Here is a 16,299-nt window from a genome sequence, read left to right on the forward strand (position 1 = left end):
CCTTAGGTGACAACCGATGGTTGTCGACAGTGCTCGATCGTTGTTGGATCACGGGGTGACCTCGGAGGTTGCATCCTCCCCATGCAGAGACTGATTCCCACGGGGGAAGCGGCCCGCCCGGTCGCCTTCGCCGACGTCCCCCAGCCCGTGCCGCAGCCGGACGAGGCACTGATCAAGGTCGAGGCGTTCGCCCCGAACCGGGGTGAGCTGTTCCTCCTCGAACGCCCCACGCCGGAGCTGCTGCCCGGCAAGGACATCGCGGGGCTCGTCGTCCAGGCGGCAGCCGACGGCTCCGGCCCCGGCATCGGGACCCGCGTCGTCGGACACCCGGCGCAGGGTGGTTGGGCCGAGTACGCCGCCGTGCCCACGCACTCCCTCGCTGTGCTCCCGGACGGCGTCGACAGCGTACGTGCGGCGGCCCTGCCCCTGGCCGGGATCACCGCCCTGCGGCTGCTGCGCACCGCCGGTTCCCTGGCCGGCCGACGGGTGCTGCTGACCGGCGCCTCAGGGGGCGTCGGCCACTACGTCACCGAGCTCGCCGTCGGGGCCGGAGCCGAGCTCACCGCCGTGACGGCCACGCCGGAGCGCGGCGAGCGGCTCGTCGGACTGGGCGCGAAGGTCGTGCACGAAGTCGCGGCGGCTCGGGGTCCGTTCGACGTCGTGCTGGAGTCCACGGGTGGGCCAGATCTGCCGCTCGCGCTGTCGAAGGCGCGCCCGGGTGGTCTGCTCGTCTGGTTCGGCCAGGCGAGCCGCACTCCTGTGTCCCTCGACTTCTTCCAACTCCTCGGCGGACCACAGCGCGTGACGATCCAGCACTTCCACTACGCCGGCGCCCCGTACGGCTCCGATCTCGCGGCGCTGGTGAGTCTCGTGGCCCAGGACCGGTTGCACCCGGAAGTCGGCCGTACCACCGACTGGGCACGGACCGCCGAAACCCTGGTCGACCTGCGAGAGCGCCGGATACGCGGCAAGGCCGTCCTGCTGACCGGAGGAGCACGATGAGCCCCGACGAGTTCGCCGCCGCCCAGTGGTCCCGCGCCACCGGTGCCGGCGTGGACCCTCACGAGTACCGGCGCGTCACCGACGGCCTCACCTCCGTCGCCGACTGGGGGCCGTCCTTCCTCCGCACCGGACACGCCTGCCTCCGACGCGCGCAGGACGCGGGGTCGGCACGCTCGGCGGGCGAGCACCTGCTGGAGGCGGCCCGGTGGTTCCACCTGGCCACCCTGGCGCCGTACGCGGAAGCACCTCGTGCCGCCGCCGAGGCGGATCGCGCGTCGGGCCGGGCCCTCACCCTCCTGGAGCCCGGTGCGCGGCGGGTGAGCGGCGGGGGGTTCACCGGTTGGCTGCGCGGCCCCTCCGACGCACCGGGGACCGTGGTGATCGTCCCCGGCCTGGACTCGGCCAAGGAGGAGTTCCTCGACCTGGCGTCCGCGCTGCTGGCCAGAGGGCTGGCGGTGTTCGCGATGGACGGGCCGGGACAGGGTGTGCTCGCGGCCACCACGACCTTCGTGCCGGACTACGAGCGGGTCGTGGGCCGGGTCGTCGACGCCCTCGGCGTCGCACGCATCGGGATCGTCGGTATGAGCCTGGGCGGCTACTTCGCGGCCAGAGCCGCGGCGCTCGAGCCGCGCGTGGCGGCCGTCGCCTGCGTCAGCGGTCCCTTCCGCCTCGACTGGGATGAACTGCCCCCGCCGGTACGGGACATCATGGCGCTGCGCGCCGGGGGAGCCGAGGCCGCCCGCGAGTTCGTACGGCACGTGGACCTCACCGCCCTGGCTCCCCGCATCGCGGCCCCGCTGCTGGTCGTGGACGGCGGTCAGGACGTCATCCCCGGCGTGGCGAACGGCGAGTCCCTGGCCCGCCTCGCGCCGCACGGCACCTACCTGTCCGTCCCGCACGGCGACCACCTCCTCGGCAACGCGCGACCGGATTGGCTGCCCCACCTCGGCGACCACCTCACGCACACCCTGACGGGAGCACCGGCATGAACCGCTTCACCGGCAAGACCCTGCTCATCACCGGCGGCACCAGCGGCATGGGGCTCGCGACCGCACACCGCCTCATCGCCGAAGGCGCGCACGTCATCGTCACCGGCCGCACCCGCGCACGACTGGACGCCGCGGTCGGACGGCTCGGCCCCCGTGCCTCGGGCATCGTGGCCGACGCCGCCGACCTCGGCGCGACGGACACGCTCATGGAGACCGTCCGGGACCGCCACGGCCGGCTGGACGGGCTCTTCGCGAACGCCGGCACCGGCACGTTCCTACCGTTCGAGAACATCACCGAACAGGACTTCGACCACGGCGTCGACGTCAACTTCAAGGGCGTCTTCTTCACCGTCCAGAAGGCACTGCCGCTGTTGGCGGACGGAGGCTCGATCGTCATCAACTCCTCCTGGACCCTCCACCGCGGCAACAGCGTCCTGACCCTCTACTCGTCGACCAAGGCCGCCGCCCACAACCTCGCCCGAACGCTCGCCGCCGCCCTCGCCCCGCGCGGGATCCGCGTCAACTCCGTCAGCCCCGGCTACATCGACACCCCGATGTACCCCGCTGCCGCCCTGACCCCGGCGGAGACGGAGGCGGTCACCGGCCGGATCGTCGCCGGCCGCTTCGGGCGCCCGGAAGAGGTGGCCGCCGCCGTGGCCTTCCTCGCCTCGGCCGACGCGTCCTACATCAACGGTCAGGACCTCGTCGTCGACGGCGGCCTGCTCGGTGCCGTACCCGACTGAGGGCCGGTGGCCAGGACTCGCGACTCAGCCGGTCGCCTCCGCGAGGCGGGTCATGGCGGACCGCTCCCTGATCTTCGGAACGAGCAGCCACTGGCCGGCCGCGGCGCCGAAGCACAGGAGCACGCAGACCGCCCAGAGCCCGGTGGCCCGCCATTGCAGGAGCCACGTGCCCATGAGGGGGGCGGCGAGTGCGGCCGTGGACCACGTCATGCCGTAGAGCCCGAAGTAGCGTCCGCGCAGCGAGGGGGGTGCGAGGGACGCGATGACGGCCTGGTTCACCGAGCTGACGGCGACTTCTCCCAGGGTCCAGACGGCCACGGTGACGGCGTAGCCGACCGGGGTGGACACCAGGGCCGTGGCGCCGTACCCGGCCCCCAGGACGAGGATGCCGCCGATGAGTACATGGCTGTGGTCCAGTCCGGAGAGCAGTGGGCTCGCCACGGGCTGGACCATGATGATGACGACGGCGTTCGTGGCCATCACGTACCCGAAGGTCGACGGTGCGATGCCGTCGGCCTTCATGGCCAGGGGAAGCGTCGACAGCCCCTGGCAGAAGACGACTCCGTAGGCGAACCAGGATCCGAGGTAGGCCAGCATCAGCCGGTCCCTCGCGACGTCCAGATAACTGCCGGAGGGGGCATCCGATGCGTCCGGTCGCCTGGGAGCCGTCGTCGGCCTGCTCGTCGGCCTGCCCATGAACCACACCAGGAGACCCGCGACCACACAGGCGACGGAGTTGACCCAGAAGAGCAGGGTGAACCCGTGGCGGACCAGCGAGCCTCCGAAGACCATGGAGAACGCGTAGCCGAGGTTCACGGCCCAGTACAGCAGGCCGAAGGCCTTCGGCCGGTCGGCCGGGGCGTAGTGGGCGGCGATCATCGACGCCGAAGCGGGTCTGTGCATCTCCGCCGCCAGACCGACCAGGAAGGCGAACACGGCGATCAAAGCCACCTGGTCCACCGCTCCCAGGAGGAACAGGAAGACTCCCGTTCCGGTCATCCCCAGCATCATCGTGGCCCGGTAGCCGATGCGGTCCACCAACAGCCCGCCGCACAGCTGCGAGATGATCCCGCCGAAGCCGGACGTGGCGAGGACCAGACCGACGACGGAGAGCGAGACGTTCTGCTCCTGTGTCAGGTAGTAGCTCAGATAGGGGATCACCATGGATCCCAGCTGATTCGTCAGGGTGGCGCCCCAGACCACCCAGAACTGGCCTGTGAGGGCGCCGGTCCACTTCCGCCACACGCCGCCGCTCGGGACGGATCGTGCGGTGGTCGCCTGGCTGTCCGGTGCGAGCTCCTCTTGCGGATTCGTCATGCCTCACGCTTTCCGCCGGACAACGACCTCCGGCCTGTACCTTCCCGAGAACCGCATCGCCGGTGACGCGGTGAGCACCCGCGTCACCGGCGGAATCAGTCGGAGACGTAGGTGAAGGCCTTGTCCGAGGCCAGGAAGTCCGCCAGATCGAGGAGCGGTTCGGGGGATTCGGACGTCGCGATGAGGCGGGCCAGTTTGCCGCCCGACGTTCCCCGCGCCCAGTCCGGGCGATCTCCCGCCTGATAGAACAACTCGGCCTCGACGACCTCCTCGAACGCCATCAGCTGTTCGACGGTCGGCACCTGCGCGAGGGTGACGTCCCTCGCGGGCGCCTGCGGCACGTACTGGCCGGTGCTGCGCAGACGGGGGCCCATCGGTGCGATGGGGCGACCGGTGGCGATGTCGGCCATCGCGGTCACGACGTCGTAGTCGAAGCTGAGCTGGAGCATTTCGATGGCGGCTCCCCCCAGCCGGCTGTTGACCTCGATGATCCGCGGTCCGGCCGCCGTGAGCATGACCTCCGTGTGCACCATCGAGTTCCTGATCCCCAGGGCCTGGATGGCCTGTGTGGCGCACTCCAGGATCGAGTCGATCCGGTGCCGGGGGAGGTTCGAGGGAAAGACGTTGCCGTTCTCACGGAAGGGTTCCGACAGCGGGAACTTGTCGGTCACCGCGCAATGGGTCACGGAGCCGTCCTGGACCAGCGACTCGACGCTGACGTAGGGCGCGTAACGGGGGTCGTCGTGCCACCGCTCGCCGATCAGCATCTCCTCCAGCACGAAGTGCACCGAGCCGTCCCCGCGCGGATCCGCCGTGTACCGGGAAGTCGCCGTGTCCCACAACCCGGACAGGTCGACGTCCTCCGTGACCGGGTACGTGGCCATGCTGCCGACGCCGGCCGACGGCTTGAGGACCGCCGGCAGGCCCACCTCGGCCACCGCCCTCACCAGATCGGACAGCGAGAACACGGAAGCGAACCCCGGCACCGGGACCCCGCCCTTCGCCAGCGCCGTGCGCTGCGCCTCCTTGCTCCGCAGCGCGGGCAGGGATTCGGGGGAGTTCGCCGGCAGCCCCAGTTCGAGGGCCGCGGCATGGGTCTCCGTCACGACCAGCTCGCTGAACCCGAGGATTCCCTCCGGACGCCACTCCCGGGAGAAGTCGACGATCGCACGCACGGCGTCGTCGCCGCCCAGCAGCGGCGAATGGGCGCAATACCGGTCCAGGGTCCCGGCGTGTAACGCGTCCCTCTCGGCGTCTCCTGTCGGGGCCCAGAGGACGTGTACCTCGAAGCTCTTCGTGAGCTTCGGCAGGTACCACTCCGGCGGCGGCGGGCCGGGGCCGTCGAGGAAGACGAGCCTGGGCAGGTTCTTCTGAGCGTCCACGCGTAACTCCTGCAGGACAGACGGGGAGTTGAGGCTACCGGCGAGCAACTTACGAGGGTCTGCACACCTAGTCAACATCCGAGTCACATCGATGACTCCGCTCCTCGACGAAAGAGCGGCAATCCGAACCATCCAGGTCAAGAGGTACGCCCGGTCGGCCTGGAGGAAGCCCGTCGGACGCGGGGAGGGGTAGGTTCTCGGCCTGGGGTGTCAACTGTCAGTCAAATGCATGACTCCTGCATTGACTCTGCTTGCGAGGGCTATCTAGCTTGAGGGCCGCAGCTCCCGAAGGACTCCACTCCACCCATCGATCCCGAGGTGTTTCGTGTCCTTGAACATCACCCTCCTTGTTGGCGGTCGGAGCACCGAACATGATGCGTCCCTCCACGGCTACCACCATGTACTGAGCGAATTACGCAAAGAGCCGGATCGGGTCACGGTCGATTCCGTCTGCTACGTCGACCGCACCGGCGCGGTCCACTTCTTCGGCAGCGGACCGTGGCCGGAGGACGAGAAGGACCTCCTCGCGGGGGAGGCCCTGTCGCTGGGTGCGGCCATCGAACGGCTCAGGTCGGGCGGCTCGTTCGTCTTCTCCCTGCTGCACGGGAACGAAGGTGAGGACGGAGGCTGGCAAGGGCTGGCCGAAGTCGCGGGGATCCGCGGGAACTTCGGGCCCGTACTCGCTTCCGCTCTGGGCATGGACAAGTACCTCCAGGCCGCCCTGGCGACCGCTCTGCTGCCCGGATTGCGTGCCCCGCGCTCCGTCCTCGTCCGCGCGGACTCGTTCGACGCACAGCGCGTCCTGCAGGAGGCCGGGCCCGGTTCCCTCGTGGTCAAGCCCAATCGCATGGGTGCTTCGCTGCTCACCACGTGCCTGCGCGATCCGGACGAGTCGGAGCTGGCGAAGGCGGTCGCGGCAGCCGCGCCGTACGACAACCAGGTCCTGGTGCAGGAGTTCGTCAGCGGCCGCGAGTACTCCTGCAGCGTGTACCGGGAGAACGGGCGCCTCGTCGAACTCCCCGTGGCGGAGGTGGTGTCGCAGGGCTTCTTCGGCCACGAGGAGAAGCACGTCAAGGGGCGTGCGCGCATCGAACTGTGCGCCGAGGACCCCACCACCAAGGCCATCCGCGACTACGCGCAGGCGCTCTTCGAAGCCACCGAGGTGGCGACCTTCGCGCGATGCGACTTCCTGGTCAGGGACGGCGAAACGTACTTCCTCGAAATCAACACCCTGCCCGGCCTGATGTCCGGAAGCATCTTCCCGATGGCGCTGGCGGCAACCGGCCGCACCATCACCGACCTCGTCGTCGCGGCGTCCGGAGACTACGAATCCCGCCCCGCACGCGACAAGGTCAAGGAATACGACATCAGTCACTGACCGGGCGATCGGACGAACGCACGCATTCGGTCACGACACTGATGGGACGGTCATGTCCGTACAACTGAAAGAACGACTCCAGCCGATTCGCACCCGCGTCGTCCGGCTCCAGCCGCACGGCTGGCGGGACATCCTCGTGAAGGACGAGACGCGCCAGATATCCGGGGCGTTCAAGTACCGGGGAAACGCCCATAAAGTGGCGGGACTGCCGGCCGGAAGCACACTCGTCACGGCCTCCACCGGGAACCACGCCTCCGGTCTGGCGGAAGCGGCCTCGGCCCGCGGCCTGCCCCTGCGGGTGTTCGTTCCGCGGACGACACCGCTGGCCAAGCGGCAGCGAATCACCGGCGCCGGCGGCGACGTCGTCCTCGTGGACGGCGGCTACGACGACTGCGAGGTCCTCGCACGCAGGTACGCGGACGAGAACACCGCCGTCTTCGTGCACAGCTTCGACGATCCCGACATCATCGAGGGTCATCGAAGCCTCTACCGCGAGGTACGCGAGGAGGCCGGCCTGCCCGACGCCGCGTTCGTGCCGGTGGGCGGGGGAGGCCTGGTGGCGGCGGGCATCGCCGAATGGGGCGATGCTGCCACCAGGATCACAGGCGTCGAGTACCAGGGCGCACCGGCGATGCAGATGTCGCTGCGGGCCGGCCGCCGGATCACGCTGGAGACCGCCAAGGGCCTGCCGGAGGGACTGCTGGTCCGGCGCATCGGCGCCCGGTCCTTCCAGGCCTGCAAGGACTACGGCCTGGAGGTGCGCACGGTCGACGACATGGAACTGCATCGGGCGATGCGCATCCTGTGGGCCGAGGCCGGCATCCGGGCCGAAGGGGCGGGGGCGGCGGCGTTCGCGGCCGCGCTGCGGAATCCCGACCCCCGCAAGGTGGCGCTCTGCGTGGTCTCCGGTGGAAACATCGACGATCAGACCTGGAGCGACTGCATCCTCGGCTGAGTGGGCGTGTCCCGTCGATCAGGCCGGATCGGCCGGGCCGCTCGTCGCGGTCGCCGCACGACGGCGACCGCGACCCACCACCGGGCCCGGCCTCTACCGGCCGCTGATCCCCAAGGTGACTCCTCGTTGCGCGAAGAACCGTGGCAGCGCCTGCCAGGGCACCTCGGCGAATCGCTGCGACACCCCGGGCAGCCCGGACGGGTTGTGGATCAGCAGGTGGTCGGGCGTGCAGCCGACGGCAAGGACCAAGTGCCCACCGCGGCCGGGAGGCGTGCCGTCCGGCTCCCGGATCGACGGGTGGACGGACAGCATGACCAGCCTGCCTTCCTCCAGGTGGCCCGGGATCTCCTCGATCGCCAGCGTCCCGTGGACTTCGGCCTCGATGTCCCACCGCTGTGCGGCGTACTCGGCGAACGGAGCGTAGATGAGGCCGTCCACGCCGTCCTCGCGGCGTACGTACGCGCCGGCGTCCAGGAACTCCCGAGCCAGCGTCAGGAGGTTCGGCGGCTTCAGGTCCCAGTGCTCCAGGGCCATGCGCAGACAGGCCATGCCGCAGATGCGCCAGGACCAGAAGGCGTATTCCCCGGCGGTGTCCGCCCCCGAAGTACGCCAGGAAGGATCGTCCTCGGCCTTTGCCCGGCCGGAAAGCAGATCGGGGACGAGATCCGCGGATTCCCATTGCGAGTAATACGGCACATCATGCCGGACTGAAATGTTCCTCATATTCCTTCCATGTGCCGGTCACGCGCGTGGGATTCGCATGTCGGGCGGAGTGGATCAGGACGATAGCATGGCGTCCGGCGTCCGCTGCCGGCGCGGGGCCCGTCAAGTCACCCCTTCCCGGAATGAGTCGACGATTTTCGGCCACTTCTGTTGTGCGCCTGACGCCTACACAAAGGAACAGTCATGAGGGTATACATCAGCGCGGACATGGAGGGCATTACCGGACTCGTGGACCCGGAGGACGTACAGCCGCCGGGCAGGGATTACGAACGCGGCCGCCTGATGATGACCGAGGACGTCAATGCCGCGATTTCCGGGGCTCTCTCCGGCGGCGCGACAGACGTTCTGGTGAACGACGCCCACGGTCCGATGCGCAATCTGCTCCTGGAGGACCTGCACCCGCGGGCCCGTCTGATCAAGGGGCGCCCGAAACCGATGAGCATGCTGGAAGGCCTGGAGGCCGACTTCGACGTCGTGCTCTGTGTCGGCTTCCACGCGCGGGCCGGGTCGCCGGGGGTCATGAGTCACAGCTTCATGGGCCACGAGATCGAGGACATGTGGCTGGACGGCCGCCCCGTGGGCGAGATCGGCCTCCTCCACGCCACGGCGGCGGCCATCGGTGTTCCCGTCGCCCTGCTGACGGGCGACGACGCCGCGTGCGCCGAGATGGCGGAGTGGGACGGCGGCGTGACGACCGTCGCCGTCAAGACGGCTCGGGACCGGTTCGCCGCCGAGCTGCGCCCCCCGGCCGAGTCACGTGCCGCCATCCAGGCCGCCGCGCACAGCGCCGTCGCCGACCGGCCGGACTCCTCGCGCGAGTCGGTCCCGGCGCAGAAACCGAGGACACTCGCGGTTCGCTGGCAGTCCGCGGCGGTGGCGACGCACCTGCTCGGCATCCCGGGCGTGACGCGCAGCGACAGCAGGACCGTCGAGGCGACCGCGCAGATGCCGGACCTCTACCGGCTGTTGGGAATCTTCCTGCGAGTGGCCGCGACCTTGACGAACCAGGCCCCCTACTGCTGAAAGGCCGTCACACCCACCTGGTGGTCCGATATGTGAAATAGGGCCGTGTTTCGCTCCGCACTCTGTGAAGAGACCATGGGCCGGCCCCGTACGAGTCATGGACGAGGCATGAACTTGCCTCGTAATATGTCTGCCCTTGACGCATTCGGAGAGCCAGCCCCGTCGAACACTGTCCACTGGCACGTCGACTGCCCCGCTTCGGCCCACAAGGCAACCATCGGAGTGGGATTCAGGAGTCATCGAGCACACGCATTGCGCTACGGCCACTCGATCTCGGCAGGCATCCGGGACGTCCCTTCGATGCCGACAGCAGCGCCGCTGTCACTGATCATCGCGCCGGCGGCGACCTGCGCACGTGTGGACTGTCGAACTTTGCGGGGCATGTGACTCTCCTACCGGATCAGAGGACGTTGCATGGAGATCGAGCAGCCTGCCTTCGGGCGGCGGCTGAGAAGACTTCGTCTCGAAAGCGGACTGACGCAGGGAGATCTGGCCGGTGGGCCGGTCTCCACGAGCTACATCTCGCGCATCGAAAGCGGCAGTCGCCTGCCCTCCGCGGAGACCCTGCGCCACCTGGCCGGGAAGCTCGGACTCGGCGTCGCCGAACTGGCGTCGAGCGACGGCGTCCAGGAGTCCTGGGGTGCGACCATGGCCGAGGTCTCCACGGCTCTGGCGGACAACGACCTTCCAAGGGTCATCGACCTGCTGGAGTCGCGCTCCGAGCTGCCGGCGCGGCTTCCGGAGGACTGGGCCTGGCAGGCACTGTGGGCCCGCTCTCGTGCTCGCTGTGAAATGAAGGACCCCGTCGGCCGGCGCGAGGATCTGCGCCAGTTGGTGGTACTCACCAGGAAATGGGAATCCCCCTGTCTACTCGGCAGGCTGCTCGTCGAGCTCTCCGGAGCGGAACGCAAGCTAGGTGGCATCACCGAAGCCCGAACCGCCGCCCAGGAGGCGGTGTGCCTGGTCGACGGGTTCCCCTCCGGCACTCATGCCCTGAAGGTGAGCGCCCGTCTGGCGCTCATAGCCGCGGAAACCGAGGCCGGCCTCCTGGCGCAGGCCGCCGCACGCATTCCCGACGTCCTGCGCATGGCGGCGGAAGTCCCCTCGGAACTGGGAGTCCAGGCGTACTGGACGTGCTCCGGTGTGAGGATCCGGCAGGGGCTCTTCCAGGAGGGCCGGACGCTGATCGAGCAGGCCCTGGCCGCGATGGACAGCCGGCGCGACCTGCTCGGCTGGGCGCGCCTGAGACTGGCCGCGGTGTCCCTCCAGCTGCGTTGCCCCGACCCTTCCTCCCCCGAGATCCAGACCTGGCTCCAGGAAGCGGCCGATGCGCTGCGCTATGTGGGAGAACCCATCCATCATGCCGAACTCACGGCGGTGTCCGCCCGAGTGCACCTCATGGAAGGTCGACCGGCCGACGCCCGGCGAGAAGCCGCGGCCGCGGAGGACACGGGGCTTCTCACCTTCCATGACAGATTGCGTACGACGCTCCTGCGTGCCGAGGCCACCATCCGGCTTGGCCGGAACCAACAGGGGGTCCGGCTGGCCCAGAGCGTCGCCGAGGAAGCCGAAGCCGCCGGATACCTGGACTTGGCAGCGGAGGCGTGGAAGGCGGTAGCGGTGGCCAAAGAGCTCCCACCGGCTATGTGATACACCCCGCCCCCTCTTCCGTGTGCGACCGGTTTTCCGGGCGCAGCGCTGACGATCTCAGGTCGCACAGGTTTCAACATATTCACTGCACTGTGAACTGAGAACAGTGATTCAAGTCAGTGAATCATGGCGAGAATCCTTCGCGGTCGCCGTTGTCCCCCGTCGGCCCAAGCGGCTTCCACAACACCCCTCACCCTTCGGTGCGTTCGCGTCGAAGGGATGTGCACGGCGCCCACCTGCGAAGACCTCACAGGATTTTCTCGACACGGCCGCTGCCGTGTCGCATGTGGGAGAGGGGCAGGGTGGGCCCCTGGGCTGTTTGCGTGAAATGCCTCATGACTCGAACTCGCCAGCCCGGGAACCTCGGCAGTGCCCAGATCCTGGCGCAATCGAGGGTCAACTCGCCGGGCTGGTCAGGGTGCGGTGGGGATCGTCGTGGTCCGGATCGCCGACGCGGGTCCAGGACTTCCAGACCTTGCCTTGCCGCAAAGCGGCCCAGGAGTCGGGCTTCCGCTCACCCGTTTCCGGGTGGGCGGCGTCGAAGGTCACGGAGACGACGCTCTAGTCACGGGAGCGAGATCAGCGCAGTGCGACAGCGACGCGACACGGTCCACCCTCAGCGGGTTCCGAGGTCGCGTGCGCGACCGGTGGGGCAAGTGCCTGTGCCGTACCCTCGCATGGAGTTTGAACGCGTTCAAGCCGCAGGTGCCGCAGGCGTCCTCAGACCGCGCCCGCCCGCAGGTCGTCAAGGACCGTGCGGGCCGCCCGCGCCCCCGACGCCAGCGCACCCTGGAGGGAACCGGTCGCCCGGTGGTCCCCGCACACGTACCGGCCGGGAGCCCACCGCACCGCCCGGGACAGCGGAGCGGGCCCCGGCATCGCCGGCAGGGCGTCGGTGACCGTGACGCGGTGGACCGGCTCCCAGTCGCCCGTGTCCGTGGCGTACACCTCGCCCAGGGCCCTCAGGACGGCGTCCGTGTCCGCCGGGCCGGGGGAACCGAGCACGGAGGTGGACACGAGCGCCCGTCCGTCGGTGGAGAAACCGGGCTGAACGGCGGTGAGGACACAGGTGTTGAGGAACCTCCGCCCGGAGTCGACGACCAGCACGGGCTCGTCCAGGGGAGGCCGGGTGGTTGCGTGGTACAACGTGGTCACCGTCCGGCCGCCCGGGACGCGAAGCCCCGGAAGCAGCCCGGCCGCGACCCGTTGCCCGCTCGCGACGACGACCGTACGGGACCGCACCTCACGTCCGCTCTCGAGGGCCACGCCCTCGGGCGTCACGGCGGAGACGGTCGTTCCGGTCCGCAGCACGTCCTGCGGCAGCCGTGAGGCGAGCTGCGCGGGCACCGCCCCGACCCCCTCGGCCGGCAGACACAGGCTGCCGCGCAGCATGCTCCGCCACACCAGGTGGAAGAAGCGCGCAGAGGTCTCCAGCCGGTCCTCCAGGAACACCCCGGAGAGGAACGGCCGGAAGAACGTCTCCACCAGGTGTGTCGACACGCCTGCCGAGGCCAGGGCGTCGAGCGTGGTCCCGTCGGCGCCGCGCCGCAGCACGGAAGCCGGTGCGAGGACGTCCCGTGCGGACAGGGCGGAGAGGGCCAGCAGATCGCGTCCCGACGCGAGCCGCCCCGGCAGCAGATCCCGGCTCTCCCTCGGGCGACGGCTCGGATCCGTGAACCGGCGCAGCCCCCGGTCGGTGTGCACGAGCACCCCCGGCGTGAACGGTCGCAGCCGCAGCGCCTTCAGGTCCAGACGCCGCTTCACCTGCGGATACGACGTGTTGAAGACCTGGAAGCCGCGATCCGCCGTGAAGCCCGCGACCCGGTCGGTACGCATCCGTCCGCCGACCACGTCACCCGCCTCGAGGAGCAGCACCCGCACACCTGCCGCGCACAGATCACCGGCGCAGGCGAGACCCGCGGCCCCGGCTCCGACCACCACCACGTCATACCGTGTGCCGTCCGTCGTCTTCTCCATGCCGTCCTCGTTCCATGGGTTTCCTCGTGAGGCGCCCCGCTCGTGCGCCCGCGGCGGACCGGTGGCGGGGGCGGGCTCCAGGGCCCGGAGCGACGTCAGGGCGGTGCGCCGCCCCGTGCCCGTTTCCGTTCCAGGAGGGCGGGCAGGTCCCGCAGCCGTTCGAGGCCCCGCACCGGCCGGGACGTGCGGGCGTTGCGGCCGAGCCTTTCGCGGTGCCGGTGGAGGGAGGCCCAGTACCCGGCCGTGAACGGGCAGGCGTCCTCGCCGGCTCGCCGGTCCGGGTGGTACGGGCACGGACCGCACAGGTCGCTCATCCGGTCGATGTAGGCGCCGCCCGAGGTGTACGGCTTGGTCGTCATCCGGCCACCGTCGGCGTACTGCGACATGCCGACGACGTTCGGCGGCATCACCCGGTCGTAGCCGTCGACGAAGCTGCGGTGGAACCAGTCGGTCACCGCGGCGGGATCCCAGCCGCGCTGGAGCGCGTAGCTGCCCAGGACCATCGGACGCGGGATGTGGTGGGTCCAGCCGGTGTCCCGGACCTGGCGCAGGGCCGTCGCCACGCAGCGGGCCGGCACGGCGTCCTCCTGCGGCCGGTAGGCCGCCGGCGCGCCCAGCGAGCGCGCGCCGCGCGGTGGCGGCCGGCGGTTCTCGTGGTCGAGGTTCCAGGTGCCCCCGGCCGGGTCCCCGCCCTCCGTCAGAAGGTCGTGGGCGCGGCGCACCTGCCGGTAGAAGCCCTCCGTGCGGAGGGTGCGCTGCCCGTCAGCCCAGACGGCGAACTCCTCCGGGCCTACCAGGAACCCGCGCGGCGGCGGCACCGTGACGTTGTCGAGCGACCGTACGAGACGCAGCGCCGCCCGCGACTCGATCCTCACCACGGGGGCGTCACGAGCCGGGCCGCCGCTGGACGCCAGGAAGGAGGGCCCCAACTGGTCCCCGAAGAGCCGGTGCGTGTCCGTCATGCCCCAACCGTCCTCGTCAGCGCGGTGCTCCGTCGCACCCGTCACTTCGCATTCGTCCGGAGGGCCTCCGCCGGATGCGGTGGACGTCCGCGTTGTCCGCGTTGTCCGCGTCGTCCGTGTCGTCGGCGGGACTTCCGGGAGACCCCCTACGCCTGAGACAGGGCTTCCAGGACGGCGTCGATGCCGAGGGCCAGGTCCGCGTGGAAGCTCTGGTGGAGGTCGAAGTTCCGGTTCATGTCGACGTAGTAGCCGTCCGGCAGGGTCGACTCGGCACGCGAGAGGTCGCTGTTCAGTTCGTCGAGCTCGTGGATCATCCGGTGGGTGTCGCTCAGGGACTGCGTGAGGGCCTCGGCGAGCGCGCCGCCGGACCGAGAGGAGGCGTCCGTACCGGGCCGGTGCGACGCGACCAGCGCCGCCCGCACCGCCGCGCGCCGGAACCGCGCCAGGGCGAGGGACGCCTCGATCCCGTCGTAGGAGACCTCGTTCGTCCAGGGGTCGTCATGGACGAGGCCCGCCGCCAGGAATCCGACGCGGCGCGGGACGTCGAGGTCCTTCACCGCGTCGAACATCGGCGCGGCGAGCGCGGCGTCCTGTGCCAGTGCGACCGCGAACTCCCGGGCGTCCTCCCTGCGGAAATCGTCCCTGGTGGCCCGTGTCCCGGACCTCTCGGCCTCCCGCCGGAATCGCTCCACCTGGAGGGCGAGCACCGCTCCGAGCCGTACGGCCGCCAGCTCGACCGCGGGGAACCCGATGAGGGCAGCCTCGCGGCCCTGCGCGTCGTACCGGGCGAGGCCGGCCGCGTACGCCCGTATCCCGGACGGCGCGGGCTCGGCGAACGAGTGCAGCAGGGGCGCACCGAAGGGCGGCACGGGGAGCGAGGGGGAGAGGTTCCACAGAGGCGGTACGGAGGCACGGCGAGCGGTGGTCCCGTCCGCGCCGATGGAGCCGCTCACCTCGTCCAGCCCGGCCCCCAGGTCGAGGACGGGATCCAGCGCGGCGGCCAGCTCGCCCAGCAGCTCCGCGAACCTGACGTCCGCCTCCGCGGACCCCCCGGACGCCCCGGACCCCTCAGCCTCCCCCGGCGCCTCGGCACCTCTCTCCTGCCGTGGCCCCGTCTCCGCTCCGAGCAGCTTGCCGACGTGGCGCAGGGTGCGGTGCACCTTCGGCATCGACAGGCCCAACTCGTAGCCGATCGCTCCCGGCGCACAGCCGGCCAACCGAAAGGCCGTGACGTTGAGTTGACGCTCGTTCAACTCTCTCAGCGGAGCGAGAGCCACCACCGTCCGGGCCTGCACCAGGGCGTCGGTGCTGCCCTTCCCCAGAAGCGCGGGCACCGTCCCGTGCGCCGGGCGGAGCACTCCGCAGCCGCCTCCGACCGCCATCCGGCACGTCCAGGACCGCAGTGCCTGCGCGCTGACCACGGGGGGCCTGGTGCCCTTCGCGCCCCCGCCCACGTTCGCGACCGGCAGGTCCATCCACAGCCGGGCCACCGTCATCGAGTCCTGGGCGAGTCGCGCCGCCTCCACGAGGTCCGCGCCCCGCAACAGCGACAGCGCGACGAGCGGCCCCGCATGCGCCCGGTAGTAGTCCCCGAAGCCGACCCCGCTGACGGACACTGTATCCGCCGGATCTGCCGTCACTAATCCAACTCCCCTGTTTTTACCGCAACTTGTCATCTCCGCCGGAGTTCAAGGTAGAGGTTCGACGCGGGGGTGGCGGAAACTGCCCCGCCCTGGAGCGAGGGCGGGGCAGTAGCAGTGGATCGCGAAGGCCTAGTCTCCGTGGCCGACGCCACCGCTGCCGAAGCCGCCGCTGGAGATGCCGCCCCACTTGCGGCGTTCCTCGCTCGGCGGTTCCGTGGACGTCTCGGTGCTGCTTCCCTTGAGCTGGTGCGGGGTGAGCCGGTGCGCGCCGTCGGTGCTGGGTACCTCCGCGGGCCGCCGGTACTCCGACATCTCGCCGGGCGGACGGTCGGTCTCGGGCCGCTGCGGCTGGGAGCCGGGGTCGGGCGGGGGCACCTCCTTGTCCCTCAGACGCATGCCGAGGGCGAAGGCTCCGATGAGGACGGTCACGAGGACGAGTCCTCCGAGGACCTGGGCGAGCCCCGTCTGCCAGACACCGGCGGTCTGCGTGAGGGGACCCGCGTCGATCGGGTGCGTACCCATTGCTCACCCCTGATCTGAGAGGGCGGAGGGGGA

The 16,299-nt window shown here is 70.3% G+C and carries 16 protein-coding genes; 7 read left to right on the forward strand and 9 right to left on the reverse strand.

Annotation, left to right across the window (positions count from 1 at the left end; translation table 11 throughout):
* Nucleotides 1–81: 81 nt before the first annotated feature.
* Genes OO54_RS13775 through OO54_RS13785 form a run of 3 tightly spaced genes read left to right on the forward strand, consistent with a single transcriptional unit; the run spans nucleotide 82 to nucleotide 2,734 of the window.
* Complete coding sequence (locus OO54_RS13775; RefSeq protein WP_033203149.1) at nucleotides 82–1,002, forward strand: zinc-binding dehydrogenase; 921 nt, start codon at nucleotides 82–84, stop codon at nucleotides 1,000–1,002.
* Nucleotides 999–1,991, forward strand: a complete 993-nt coding sequence (locus OO54_RS13780; protein WP_033203150.1) for an alpha/beta hydrolase family protein — start codon at nucleotides 999–1,001, stop codon at nucleotides 1,989–1,991. The genes OO54_RS13775 and OO54_RS13780 overlap by 4 nt, the downstream gene beginning before the upstream one ends.
* Nucleotides 1,988–2,734, forward strand: coding sequence for a glucose 1-dehydrogenase (locus OO54_RS13785; RefSeq protein WP_033203151.1), 747 nt, complete (start codon nucleotides 1,988–1,990; stop codon nucleotides 2,732–2,734). The genes OO54_RS13780 and OO54_RS13785 overlap by 4 nt, the downstream gene beginning before the upstream one ends.
* A 24-nt stretch (nucleotides 2,735–2,758) precedes the next feature.
* Here the strand turns inward: OO54_RS13785 and OO54_RS13790 are convergent, their stop codons facing one another.
* The gene (locus OO54_RS13790) at nucleotides 2,759–4,051 is read right to left on the reverse strand and encodes an MDR family MFS transporter (protein WP_051786928.1); all 1,293 of its coding nucleotides are present in this window, start codon (nucleotides 4,049–4,051) and stop codon (nucleotides 2,759–2,761) included.
* A gap of 95 nt (nucleotides 4,052–4,146) precedes the next feature.
* Nucleotides 4,147–5,433: an ATP-grasp domain-containing protein gene (locus tag OO54_RS13795; protein WP_033203152.1), complete on the reverse strand. Its 1,287-nt coding sequence runs from the start codon at nucleotides 5,431–5,433 to the stop codon at nucleotides 4,147–4,149.
* Between the two features lie 331 nt (nucleotides 5,434–5,764).
* On the opposite strand from OO54_RS13795, the gene OO54_RS13800 reads away from it, so the two are divergent.
* Both OO54_RS13800 and OO54_RS13805 read left to right on the forward strand, forming a co-directional pair.
* Entirely contained in the window at nucleotides 5,765–6,811 is a 1,047-nt protein-coding gene (locus OO54_RS13800; RefSeq protein WP_157856477.1) for a D-alanine--D-alanine ligase family protein, read from the forward strand.
* 52 nt (nucleotides 6,812–6,863) lie between these two features.
* Nucleotides 6,864–7,766: a threonine ammonia-lyase gene (locus OO54_RS13805; protein WP_051786929.1), complete on the forward strand. Its 903-nt coding sequence runs from the start codon at nucleotides 6,864–6,866 to the stop codon at nucleotides 7,764–7,766.
* A 93-nt stretch (nucleotides 7,767–7,859) separates the two neighbouring features.
* On the opposite strand, the gene OO54_RS13810 is transcribed toward OO54_RS13805, so the two are convergent.
* A complete protein-coding gene (locus tag OO54_RS13810) occupies nucleotides 7,860–8,489 on the reverse strand; it encodes a C39 family peptidase (protein WP_033203154.1) in 630 nt (209 codons plus the stop codon).
* Nucleotides 8,490–8,672: 183 nt separating this feature from the next.
* Here OO54_RS13810 and OO54_RS13815 point away from each other — a divergent pair, with 183 nt between their 5' ends.
* Nucleotides 8,673–9,512: a M55 family metallopeptidase gene (locus OO54_RS13815; protein ID WP_033203155.1), complete on the forward strand. Its 840-nt coding sequence runs from the start codon at nucleotides 8,673–8,675 to the stop codon at nucleotides 9,510–9,512.
* 257 nt (nucleotides 9,513–9,769) lie between these two features.
* Here the strand turns inward: OO54_RS13815 and OO54_RS48310 are convergent, their stop codons facing one another.
* Entirely contained in the window at nucleotides 9,770–9,895 is a 126-nt protein-coding gene (locus tag OO54_RS48310) for a hypothetical protein (protein ID WP_267888938.1), read from the reverse strand.
* A gap of 31 nt (nucleotides 9,896–9,926) precedes the next feature.
* On the opposite strand from OO54_RS48310, the gene OO54_RS13820 reads away from it, so the two are divergent.
* A complete protein-coding gene (locus tag OO54_RS13820) occupies nucleotides 9,927–11,162 on the forward strand; it encodes a helix-turn-helix domain-containing protein (RefSeq protein WP_033203156.1) in 1,236 nt (411 codons plus the stop codon).
* 396 nt (nucleotides 11,163–11,558) lie between these two features.
* Here OO54_RS13820 and OO54_RS45855 read toward each other — a convergent pair whose 3' ends face one another.
* The 5 genes from OO54_RS45855 to OO54_RS13840 all read right to left on the reverse strand — a co-directional run bounded on the left by OO54_RS45855 (nucleotide 11,559) and on the right by OO54_RS13840 (nucleotide 16,266).
* Nucleotides 11,559–11,711: a hypothetical protein gene (locus tag OO54_RS45855; protein ID WP_157856478.1), complete on the reverse strand. Its 153-nt coding sequence runs from the start codon at nucleotides 11,709–11,711 to the stop codon at nucleotides 11,559–11,561.
* A gap of 171 nt (nucleotides 11,712–11,882) precedes the next feature.
* On the reverse strand, nucleotides 11,883–13,139 hold the full coding sequence (locus OO54_RS13825) for an NAD(P)/FAD-dependent oxidoreductase (protein WP_033203157.1): 1,257 nt from the start codon (nucleotides 13,137–13,139) through the stop codon (nucleotides 11,883–11,885).
* A gap of 95 nt (nucleotides 13,140–13,234) precedes the next feature.
* Nucleotides 13,235–14,101 carry a cryptochrome/photolyase family protein gene (locus OO54_RS13830; RefSeq protein ID WP_033203158.1) on the reverse strand — a complete coding sequence of 289 codons (867 nt, stop codon included), beginning with the start codon at nucleotides 14,099–14,101 and terminating at the stop codon, nucleotides 13,235–13,237.
* 146 nt (nucleotides 14,102–14,247) lie between these two features.
* Entirely contained in the window at nucleotides 14,248–15,741 is a 1,494-nt protein-coding gene (locus OO54_RS13835; RefSeq protein WP_157856479.1) for a hypothetical protein, read from the reverse strand.
* A 132-nt stretch (nucleotides 15,742–15,873) separates the two neighbouring features.
* The gene (locus tag OO54_RS13840; protein WP_051786930.1) at nucleotides 15,874–16,266 is read right to left on the reverse strand and encodes a DUF6479 family protein; all 393 of its coding nucleotides are present in this window, start codon (nucleotides 16,264–16,266) and stop codon (nucleotides 15,874–15,876) included.
* Between the last annotated feature and the right edge of the window lie 33 nt (nucleotides 16,267–16,299).

Source organism: Streptomyces wedmorensis (genome assembly GCF_000716445.1).
Taxonomy (GTDB): Bacteria; Actinomycetota; Actinomycetes; order Streptomycetales; family Streptomycetaceae; genus Streptomyces; species Streptomyces wedmorensis.